Below are 10,881 nucleotides of genomic sequence, written 5' to 3' on the forward strand. Positions count from 1 at the left end.
TCTTTTCTACCGAAAAATCAAGGTTGAAAGCGTCTTCTTTAAAAGATAAAAAAATAAAAAAAGTTTCTCTGAAGCAATCCTCTTCTTTTTAAGCAGAGGTAATTATTAATTATTAATTATTAATTATTTAACATATTTTCTAATACTTTTATTCTCCTTCCATAACCTTGCTTTCTCTTGCCATTGCCTCACCTACTGTTACATTTAATTGTGCCCCAATTAAAACTACCAATGAACTAATATATAACCACAATAATAAAATAATAAAAGTACCAATAGCTCCATAAGTTCGGTTATAGTTGCCAAAATGAAAAACATATAAACGAAATAAATTAGAAGCTCCTGCCCACATTAATGCTGCAATAATTGCACCAGGCATTATCGGTGTACCTTTCCTTCTAGAACTCGGACCAAAACGATAAATAAAAGCAAAAGCTGTTGATACTATTCCTAAAGTTATCGGCCATCTTAATTGACTCCAAGTTTCTAATAATTGTGACTTCAAAACACAATTATCAACAGGTTCTTCAAATAAACAATTAGCAACCTGATCCGGAGGGCAATTAGGCAAAGTTTCTAATAAGCAACTTTGCCGAGAAATCATGTCTACAATTAAGTCACTAACTAATACTAATCCAGAGGCAATAATTAATAGTATTAGAGTCCCAATAGTAAGTCCTAAAGAAACTAACTTTACTTTCCAAAAAGGTCGTTTTTTCTCAATAGGAACTTGATGAATTTGATCGAGTGCTGCCATTGCAGAACTAAGTACACTAGAAAATATCCAGATCGATACAATAAAACTGAAAGAAAATATTTGTTTGTTCGGAGAACTCTGAATTTCATCGACAGCGCTGCTAATTAAAAACCGCACTTGATTGGGCACTATATCTATTAGTAAACTTCCCATTTGAAATAGGGTTGAGCTCAAAGAGTCAAAGAGTCCAATTGCCGCAATTATTGTTAATAAAGCAGGAAATAGAGCGAGCATAGCATGATAAGCCATTTCTGCAGATAAACCTGATAATCTCTGCTTTGCTGCACAATTAAATACTTCCTTAATAGTCTTAAAATTTAGGTGGAGAATGAACTGAAAAAAGCGAATAATTCGTTTCAGTATATGTTTGATTATCCTCTTCAGTATTGCTAATAAAACTCTATACACACCTTGAGCAATTGGAGTTAATAAATCTAAAAATCGCTGCCTATTTTCGCGGTTTAAAACTTCCCGCAATGTGGCAGAATTAAAGTGACGTAGAAAATTCAGAAAGCTCATGGCTTTTATAGCGGTAGGGAATAGGGAATAGGGAACAGGTAACAGCAGACTTTTTATAGGCTTTTTCTTATAGGGAAATGCTCCGCAAACAGGATTTAGAAATGTCCTAACCTTATACTAATTTGATAAATTTTTGCTATAAATAGTTAAGGTACTTCTTAGGAGTCAGGAGTGAGGAATCAGAAGTCAGAATGAATAGGTTTGATCTACTTTTTTGTATCTTAATTTATCTTTTTGATCAAATGTAAGTTTGCTATAAAATATTTTAACAGTGCTTATTATTTGTAACATTCTTTTTTCAAATTGGTATTAATGGGTAGTGCTATAGCAAAAAAATATCATAACAGTTATTTGTAGTTGAGAATAAACGTTCGACTAACTACCACTTAAAAGTAACAATTATAGTAAGCACTCAGGTATTAGCATTCAGCATTCAGCGTTTAGCTTTTAAAATAATTCAGCAACTACTAAGGTTAGCTAATAACCTTTTTCTTAATAATTTTTAATTCTCCTTAGAGACTAATTCCTTCTGACAAGATAATAAGTTAATAACTCATTGCTAATAGCTGAATGCTTACCAATTATAAATTGATAAATCTCATAAAATTGACCATTTTTTGAATTAAAAATTCACGCATTCAAAGTTCAAAAATTTTGGTTCTAACTAAATTTAAATAATTATTTAATTAAGGATTAAAGCCTCGTTATTCAAAGAGTGAAAAAATCAAAAATATTTTCCTTATTTCAAGCCTATAACTTGAGGCAGAGGTTATAATGAGCGAATTAATAATTTTTAATTTTGAATTGCTTTGACCAAAGTAAATTATTGATTTTAAGGCAAAACTAAAAAATAAAAAGTCAAACTATAGGGAAAATATAGGGGCTGAAAACTCAGATATTTGTGGTTAATAATTAAGCTATCTATAGAATCAATCTAAAAACAGCTTATGGGTGGGGTATTCCCAACCTTAAAGTACCTATGAGCGGGTTGTGAGAGATATAAAAATTGTATGACTTTGTGGAATTATTTCCGCCTAATTCACTCTAACATAAAGGCTTAATCCTTCATTTATAGATACCCTCTAATATCATGTTTAGTTGAACACTTATTATTAATATAGTAGGGTACTAGCAGGAGTAAGAAAGAAATTGAAATACATCCACTCCTTTTTGATTTTAGTTTGATAAGTACCTGGACAAAAATATTTGCATACTAGGTTTTTCCTAGACAAAGGTTTTAGCTTAAATTTTGTGTAATTAATTTTGTCTGCCTACTTAAATAATTATCCTAATTTGATATAATAGTAAAAGTGCTTTCCTGATGTTACTTAGTCAAGTAGGGAACACGGAGCGCGGATGAATTATAAATCCCTTTTATAAACTAGAATTTGTATGAAATTTTAAATTAATTGTAGTTCTAAAATAGTAAGGATCAAGGATATCGGAAATATTCCCGCTCTCTATTCCCTATTCCTTGTTGCTTACCACTAGATCGTTGGTTCTTTACCAAGAAATGAAGTCCAAAGTCTCCCCTTTTAAGGGGATAAAAAAATATTGGGTTGATTGTTTCAATTCCAATGGTGAGCGCCAGAGGTACTGATAATATCATGTCCGGTTGAACAGTTATAAATAATTAGGGAGGAGACAGGAGACAGGAGACAGGAGACAGGAGAAAAGAATGTACCAGGAGAAAGAAGTGTTTTTATCACGCTCTTATCCGGACATGGTATAACTGATAACTGATAACTGATAACTGAAATGACTACTGCCAAATTAATTAATTTTTAGTTGAAATTAGTTTAAAATTGCCAAGGCAGTCTAAAAAAGAAAATATCACCTAATTAGGGTTTGCTGAAAAAGTTTTTTTTCAAGAAGTAGGGGAGTAGTGGAGTAATTTTTTTGTCCAACGATGCGCCAAAAATGCTAACTTTTTGAGCATGAAGAGCTCAAAACCAGGTACTCTTTGAAAATACCTAAAAAGGCTAAAACCTGTATTGGTAAATGCTTTGAGATTTAATCAGCAGAGCAATAATTAAATGGAAATTCTAGAATCTAAAATATGATATGACTCAGGACATAACCCCGTGGTTAAATGAAATTAAAGCTCTTCAACAAAAAATAGTCGAACTACAAACAGAATTAAATGTAGCTCAAGATACTGCTTTTAAGTGGCGTCAACTATATAATACCGAAGCTCAACAACGAAGAAATGAAACTCAACACAGTCAAGAAATTATTGATAACTTAAAGACCAAACTTCAGAAATTACAAAAGGGTTTTTCCTCTGTTAAAGACGATGGAGATGAAAGTATAATAACTATTGAACAGCAAATCCAACATTTACAAACCGAGTCTGAATTTAAGGCCAAAATTATTGAGGTGAGTCAAGAACGTGATCGCTCTGTGGAAAAAGTCCAAAAATTAACAGAAGCTCTCCAACAAGAGCAAAGTAGTCATGCAAATACTCGTAAAAGTTTAACAAATGCTTTGGCAGATGCAGTAGACATTCTGGCCAAAGCTAAAGCAGCTAAACAGCAAAAATCAGAAACTATTCCCAGTCTTGAATTAAAAACAGAAATTAATAATCAAAATCAAAATCCAACTCAAATCCAATTACAGGAAAGCTTTTCTCCTGATGCTCCCCAGTTACTCAACAACGAAAAAGTATTGCCTCGCTTACCCAGTAGTAAAGATTAGGAAGAAAAGCTCAAAGGTAAAGCTAAAGATATTTTCCATTTTACATTTCCATTTTTCCTTCTGCCTTCTGCCTTTAAAATCCCATAATTTTAGCAACTACCTCTATAGTTAGCTCTATTCCCTGGCAAAACCGATTATTATGGCTATGTTTAATCGCCACATCTGGGTCTTTCAGACCATGGCCAGTAAGTACACAAACTATCTTTGCTAAGGTAAACCCAAAAATATTTTCCTTCTGCCTTCTGCCTTATGCCTTATGCCTTCTGCCTTCTGCCTTCTGCCTTCTGCCTTCTGGCTTTAAAATCCCATAATTTTAGCAACTGCCTCTATAGTCGGCTCTATTCCCTGGCAAAATTGATTATTATGGCTATGTTTAATCGCCACATCTGGGTCTTTAAGACCATGGCCAGTAAGTACACAAACTATCCTTGCTCCTGTAGGAACTTGGTCTTTAACTTTCAATAAACCAGCAACAGAAGCAGCACTAGCAGGTTCACAAAAAATTCCTTCACTAGAAGCCAATAAACGATAAGCTTCCAATATCTCTTCATCAGTAACAGGAGTAAAATTTCCCTGACTAGCTTCTTGAGCAGCTACAGCCTTTTCCCAACTAGCAGGGTTGCCAATTCTAATAGCACTGGCCACTGTTTCTGGATTAGCTACAGGATAACCTTGGACAATAGGTGCTGCCCCTGCTGCCTGAAAGCCCATCATTTTTGGTAGACGATCGCATTTTCCGGTTTTATGGTATTGACAAAATCCCATCCAATATGCTGTGATATTTCCGGCATTTCCCACAGGAATGCACAACCAATCTGGAGCATCCCCCAAAGTATCCACTACCTCAAAAGCTCCCGTTTTTTGACCTTCCAGACGATAGGGATTAACTGAGTTAACTAAAGTCACGGGATACTTATCAGCAACATCCCTTACTATTTCTAGAGCTTGGTCAAAGTTTCCCTTGATTGCCAAAACTTCAGCACCATACAATAGAGCCTGGGCTAACTTTCCTAAAGCCACATAACCATCTGGGATTATAACAAAAGCTCGCATCCCACCTCGTCTAGCATAAGCTGCTGCCGAAGCTGAAGTATTCCCCGTACTGGCACAGATTACTGCTTTAGCTCCTGCCTCTTTAGCCTTAGATATAGCTAGAGTCATACCCCGATCTTTGAAACTACCCGTGGGGTTGAGGCCATCATATTTAACAAATACTTCTACCTGTCTGCCTACCTGGTTGGCGATCGCTGGCACAGGAATCAGAGGAGTATTACCTTCTTGCAATGTCACCACAGGAGTCTCTTCTGTCACAGGCAGATAGGATCTATACGCCTCGATCAAACCAGGCCAGCCTTGTAATTTTGACTGATAAGGGGGCAATATTAAGGTCATCTTTAAGTTTTAAATTGTTTAATTTGACTAATCTCGGAATTGACATACTCCCACGCCAACTTTACAGTATGGTGTGTGCTCTCTCGTTTTGTAGTCCCGGTATCCCGTCGGACTGCACGAAGGTCTTAGGACGGAATGCCCTGCCGCCCTATTTTTGATATTTATTCTCTATTCACATCCCGCTCTATTACTATGACATAATGGGGGCAAGAATGAATTCTATCTTTGAGTTTTCTCTAGAATTTTGGCCACTATCCAACAAATTTAGCCTGTGTTTTGGGGATTCACAACTATAAGTTTTCACCTCAAGCATTTGCCTTTTTCAGAGGAGTTTTCCTAAGTCATACTACGCAAATGCTTTTGATGTTGCGTTCTATGTCGCACAGCATTTCATGTTGGCGATCGCCGAAAAGTGAAACCGTTTTTACAATCAAAAAATCTAGATAGGAAGTCTCCCCATCCAGCATACCAGCATATTGTAGCCAAAATTTTCTGCTCCTGCTCGGAATGAAAACTTAATTGCACTTATAGTTAAATATTATACTAAATTTTAGCTATCTTATTGTATTATCCAAATGTTTGATAGGTAATAGTACCCCAAACCCTGATTCTGGAATACTTAAGATAGCTTAATTTCTTGTAGTCTATCTTAATATTTCAGTTACAATAAATATAATGAATGAATTTAAGTGAGTATAAATGGCTAGTAAGTTACTAATGTCCAACAGTACATCTATTTCGTCCAGTGCATCTTCTTCTATGGATACTGGAAAAAGGGTAAATCGTTCAATGTTATCAAAAAATCAAACCTGCACCTTAGAAAAGATGAAATCCTTGTATCAAAAAGAGCAACAAGTTAAGTTGCTTCATCTTGAGGCAGAAATAGAAACTCTCTTATTAGAATTACTAACTATCAGAGAACGAAACTTAATCTCACAAAATGAAAAATAAGTCAATCAATAAAAATTGTGAATAGGTGATAATTAGACTTGACCAACAAAAAAGAAGTAGGAAAAGCAACACAATTAATTAATTTATCTGGATAGTAACAAAATTGTGATATAAAAAGAAAGGTTTTGCCACATACAGCATTGTTTTAAACACAATTCACTAACAGTCAGTGGAAAAATTGGTTTAAAGCCTCCCCTGTTAGGGGGACTTTAACTACAATAAAATTGGTATTAAAAACACTTACCCAACTTGTAAGCAATTATCAATTTTTCCATAGAATTGATTGAATATACCTTAATCAGATACAGAAAAACTGAGAGTTAATTTGATTGATTAAGTTAGGAAGATGTTAATGAATTCTAATAGTTCTTAGCATTAGCTGTAAATAACTTTCTGTGGTTAAAATCGCCAGCAAAATTCTTGAGCTGGCGTTTTTTTTCGGAATCATAAATCTACTATATAACCATCAAAAAAAACGGGAAATTTAAACAATTTATGACTGTATCAATTGCAGAATCTCCTCATGGAAATTCTAATTATAAAAACGAGCAACTACAACTAAAAGATATTGTGAAAACTCTGCCCCGCGAAGTTTTCATCAAAGATAGATGGAAAACATGGACAATGGTGGCAACCAATATATTTATGGTTGTTTTAGGTTATTGGGGACTAACAATTACACCTTGGTTTTTATTGCCCTTAGTCTGGGTTTTTACTGGCACCGCATTAACAGGGTTTTTTGTAATTGGCCATGACTGCGGTCATCGGTCCTTTGCTAACCGTCGCTGGGTCAACGATCTAGTTGGTCACTTGGCGTTTTTGCCCTTAATTTATCCCTTTCATGGTTGGCGAATAGGCCATAATCATCACCATAAACATACAAATAAAATGGGTGAAGATAATGCTTGGCAACCTTGGTATCCAGAAGATTACGAGGTTGCTGGTAGCTTTATGCAGTCAGTGTATAGAGTTATGCGTGGCAGACTTTGGTGGTTAGGTTCTATTGCTCATTGGGCAGTTGTGAATTTTGACTGGAGAAAATTTGAGGAAAAGAATAGGGAAGATGTCAAGTTTTCTGCATTGGTAGTTGTTGGGTTTAGCGCGATCGCCTTTCCTTTGTTAATAGGGACAGTTGGTTTGTGGGGTTTAGTCAAGTTTTGGTTAATACCCTGGTTAGTTTACCACTTTTGGATGAGTACATTTACTATTGTTCATCATACAGTGCCAGAAATTCCTTTTTCTCCTGCACCAGAGTGGAATGAAGCAGAAGCTCAATTATTTGGTACGGTACATTGTGATTATCCTCGTTGGGTAGAGTTTCTTTGCCATGATATTAATGTGCATATTCCTCATCATATTTCAACAGGAATTCCTTCATATAATCTGAGGAAAGCACATCAATTTTTGAAGGATAAATGGGGAGATAAACTTTATGAAACTAAGTTTTCTTGGTCTTTAATGAAAGAGATAACAGATAAGTGTCATTTGTACGATCGGGAAAAGTTTTATCTAACTTTTAAAGAGTATGATGCTCAAAAAGTTTCCCAATAATTGACAACAGTTTTCAGGTCAATGAATCAGATTAAAAAATAATCACCTTGTAGGGACGTTCGTATTTTTATTATACAACGTCCCTACTTTTTCACAGAAGTTAAAATTTAGGCATTAAGATTTTATAGCAGTTTGATAAATGTTTGCTACAAATCTTTTTGAGCTGTTCCCAGTTAAGTTTTCCCCATTACCTATAACTATAGTTTTGTAAAATTCTTTTGTCACGCTTAGTATTAGTGGCTTAAAATTTTGACACTACAGTAATTTCAGGAAATTATTTCACATCTAAAGTTGGAAAGTATTTGTAACATCTTTAAAGTGAATTGGTAATAGCTAATAGCTGAATGCTTAAACCTGTAATACAATCAAAGTAAATTGTCAAGATTGACATCAATTAACCCATTGGATACTATTGGATGAGTCGATCAAGGAAAAAATTCAAAATTAAGGAATAATCACCTTGAGTTTTAATCCAAACTTATGTCGCAACGAAAGCGAAGTAGAAAGCAAACTAATTGTTAGTTATCTACTGCCGAAATTAGGATATGGTATCGAACATTGGCATCAAGAAGTAACGTTGGGTAGTATCCGTTTAGACTTTTTATCGTTTGCTGCTCAGGAACTACCTTTTCGTTTGGATGGTGATTCCCCTTTAGCTTTAGTAATGGAGGCAAAACATCCAAAACAAAATTTAGACCGCCATCAACGAAAACTTAGGCGTTATTTAACAAGTATGAATGTAAAATATGGCTTGTTAACTAATGCTAAAGAAATTAGGATTTATCAAAGAGTAAAAAATAATATTGAGTTGATTTTTAGTTGTTTGGGAATTGAAATTGATGACAAAATAGAAGAAATTAAAAAATTAGTAGGTAGAGAATATTTGCATCAAAATGGAAGTTCTGATAGACCGGAAATTATGAGAGAAAAAGCAGGGGGAAGTGAGGCGATCGCTACTCAATCTGAGACAAAAAAAATTGTTAGCAATATTCCTGAAAACCAGGGAAAATTACTAAACATTGAAACCGAGTCTAATCCAATTAATCAAAGTAGGAGAAATTCTATGAAAGTAATTGCTGTGTATCATAATAAAGGCGGAGTTGGAAAGACGACAACAGTAGTTAACTTAGCTGCTGCCTTGAGCAAAAAAGGTTATCAAGTTCTAGTTATTGATTTAGACAGTCAAGCAAATGCAACGTTTGCTTTAGGAGTAGCTAAATTTTACGATGAGGAAAATGATAATTTAAAAGACAAGTATATTTATCATGTTATTAGAAATTCTAAGAAATTTTTAATCCCTGAAGTTGTTCGCAAATCTCAGTTCAATGACCCTGAAATTGATGTAATCCCATCTCATATTACTTTAATGAAAGGGGAAAAAGAACTATCAGAAATTGATGCAGCAAAAACAAGATTAAGAAAAAAATTATTAGAAGCTAAAGATAATTATGATTTTGTAATTATTGACACCCCACCTTCACTGAATCTTTATGCTAGAATAGCAATGATAACAACAGATTATTTAATAATTCCTTCTGACTTAAAAGCCTTTGCAAATGAGGGATTACCAAATGTGAAAAATTTCGTTGAAGAAATTAACGAATTTAGAGAAGAAATGGGTATTTCGGAGGTTAATATACTAGGTGTTTTACCTTCCAAAATTCCTACTAACAGTAGATATATTCAATATACATTACCCCGTCGCAAAGCAATTATTCAAGAACGTTATAATTTGCCACTCATGGATAGCTGTATTTTTCAAAGAGAAGATTTAGCTAAGTGTCTAGATAAAACTATTTGGATAGATGATATAGAAGTTCCTAATCCTATATCAATTTTTGACTACAAATCAGACGAACCTTCAGTAGAAGAATTTGAAAATTTAGCAACAGAAATTATTTCAAAAGTATGAGTGAAAATATGAAACTATCTACTTCCTTAGTAGACCTTGATAATGTTACTTCAAAAGTTGATATCTCTGAGTTTTCACCAGAGGAAATCGATAATATGGCTAACTTGATTTTGACAACAGGAGGTATCGTTAAACCTATTATTTTAAAAAGAACAGGTATTGAAAGTTGCGAAATTGTCACAGGTGATTTTGAGTATCATTCAACTGTTAAAGCATCAGAAATAGACCCAGAACATTCAGGTATGATTAGAGGGTTTATTATTACAGAAGAACAGGAAGAAAATATCAGGAAACAACAGGAGATTTTGAGAGGTTTAGATACTCCAATAGCTGAATCTCCAGAAGTTCCTATTGATGTTCAAGAGAGTCAAATTGACTTGACGAAAATGTTTAATAATTTGAGATCAAGTTTGACAAAAGAACTAAATAGTCAACTTGATCAAAAATTGCAACCAATAACAACAAAGTTAGATCGACTAAATACATCATCTCCTACTAATTCTCAACCCCAAATCAATAATATCGCAGAGGAAAAACTGGAGAATATAGAAAGTAAAATTGACCAGTTATTACCCAAAAAACTTCCAGAAATTGAGGACATTCTGAACAATCAATTAGAAGTTATACGTCAAAAAATTACTAATCTATCCAAGCAAGAAGCTTTATCTCTATTAGCAAAAACTCAAACAGCTTTAAGTAGACAAATAAAAGCTATTGATCGTGAATCTAATCAACTACAAAGAGTCAATTTGTTAACAGTAGAAACAGAAGCGGAAATCAAACAAGCTCTCAAGCGAGTTTTTAACTCAACAGCAGGAGGAACTGAAGCATGGAAAGCAATCAAATATTGGCGAAAACCAGGTAAAAATCTGACATGGGAAAATTTAGAAAACTCAGCAAAAAAAGGTCATCAAGATAAAATACAAAGATTTTCAGATGGTATTTACAAAAAGTTAAAAGAGATCGGCGATATACCTGATTAATTGTGAAAAAATAATTGCTGATTATTTATTAATCTAGACAGTACAAAATTCTTGGAATAGCCATGGCTAGCCATGGCTAGCCATGGCTATTCCAAAGTTAGAAACTCTCACGCTTAGAG

Annotated in this window: 7 protein-coding genes and 1 pseudogene; 5 read left to right on the forward strand and 3 right to left on the reverse strand. The window is 34.1% G+C overall.

Features of this window, described 5'->3' with window-relative positions:
* Positions 1–148: 148 nt before the first annotated feature.
* Entirely contained in the window at positions 149–1,276 is a 1,128-nt protein-coding gene (locus tag F6K40_RS35225; RefSeq protein ID WP_293143311.1) for a YihY/virulence factor BrkB family protein, read from the reverse strand.
* A 2,064-nt stretch (positions 1,277–3,340) separates the two neighbouring features.
* Here F6K40_RS35225 and F6K40_RS35230 point away from each other — a divergent pair.
* Positions 3,341–3,973, forward strand: a complete 633-nt coding sequence (locus tag F6K40_RS35230; RefSeq protein ID WP_293143314.1) for a hypothetical protein — start codon at positions 3,341–3,343, stop codon at positions 3,971–3,973.
* A gap of 73 nt (positions 3,974–4,046) precedes the next feature.
* Here F6K40_RS35230 and F6K40_RS35235 read toward each other — a convergent pair.
* Both F6K40_RS35235 and thrC read right to left on the reverse strand, forming a co-directional pair.
* Positions 4,047–4,181, reverse strand: a pseudogene (locus tag F6K40_RS35235) (threonine synthase); the annotation flags it as partial.
* Positions 4,182–4,270: 89 nt separating this feature from the next.
* Complete coding sequence (gene thrC, locus F6K40_RS35240; RefSeq protein WP_293143317.1) at positions 4,271–5,365, reverse strand: threonine synthase; 1,095 nt, start codon at positions 5,363–5,365, stop codon at positions 4,271–4,273.
* A 717-nt stretch (positions 5,366–6,082) separates the two neighbouring features.
* On the opposite strand from thrC, the gene F6K40_RS35245 reads away from it, so the two are divergent.
* The 4 genes from F6K40_RS35245 to F6K40_RS35260 all read left to right on the forward strand — a co-directional run bounded on the left by F6K40_RS35245 (position 6,083) and on the right by F6K40_RS35260 (position 10,762).
* On the forward strand, positions 6,083–6,316 hold the full coding sequence (locus F6K40_RS35245; RefSeq protein WP_293143320.1) for a hypothetical protein: 234 nt from the start codon (positions 6,083–6,085) through the stop codon (positions 6,314–6,316).
* A 495-nt stretch (positions 6,317–6,811) separates the two neighbouring features.
* Complete coding sequence (locus tag F6K40_RS35250) at positions 6,812–7,867, forward strand: fatty acid desaturase (protein WP_293143322.1); 1,056 nt, start codon at positions 6,812–6,814, stop codon at positions 7,865–7,867.
* A gap of 460 nt (positions 7,868–8,327) precedes the next feature.
* Positions 8,328–9,779, forward strand: a complete 1,452-nt coding sequence (locus F6K40_RS35255) for an AAA family ATPase (RefSeq protein WP_293143324.1) — start codon at positions 8,328–8,330, stop codon at positions 9,777–9,779.
* An 8-nt stretch (positions 9,780–9,787) separates the two neighbouring features.
* The gene (locus F6K40_RS35260; RefSeq protein ID WP_293143326.1) at positions 9,788–10,762 is read left to right on the forward strand and encodes a hypothetical protein; all 975 of its coding nucleotides are present in this window, start codon (positions 9,788–9,790) and stop codon (positions 10,760–10,762) included.
* The last annotated feature ends 119 nt before the right edge of the window (positions 10,763–10,881 follow it).

The sequence above is a fragment of the Okeania sp. SIO3I5 genome (assembly GCF_010672085.1).
In the GTDB taxonomy this organism is placed as follows: domain Bacteria; phylum Cyanobacteriota; class Cyanobacteriia; order Cyanobacteriales; family Microcoleaceae; genus Trichodesmium.

Excerpts from the sequence above, each read along its gene's own strand:
- F6K40_RS35225 (WP_293143311.1), bottom strand. The coding sequence starts at position 1,276 with ATGAGCTTTCTGAATTTTCTACGTCACTTTAATTCTGCCACATTGCGG.
- thrC (WP_293143317.1), bottom strand. The coding sequence starts at position 5,365 with ATGACCTTAATATTGCCCCCTTATCAGTCAAAATTACAAGGCTGGCCT.
- F6K40_RS35245 (WP_293143320.1), top strand. The coding sequence starts at position 6,083 with ATGTCCAACAGTACATCTATTTCGTCCAGTGCATCTTCTTCTATGGAT.
- F6K40_RS35230 (WP_293143314.1), top strand. The coding sequence starts at position 3,341 with ATGACTCAGGACATAACCCCGTGGTTAAATGAAATTAAAGCTCTTCAA.
- F6K40_RS35260 (WP_293143326.1), top strand. The coding sequence starts at position 9,788 with ATGAAACTATCTACTTCCTTAGTAGACCTTGATAATGTTACTTCAAAA.
- F6K40_RS35250 (WP_293143322.1), top strand. The coding sequence starts at position 6,812 with ATGACTGTATCAATTGCAGAATCTCCTCATGGAAATTCTAATTATAAA.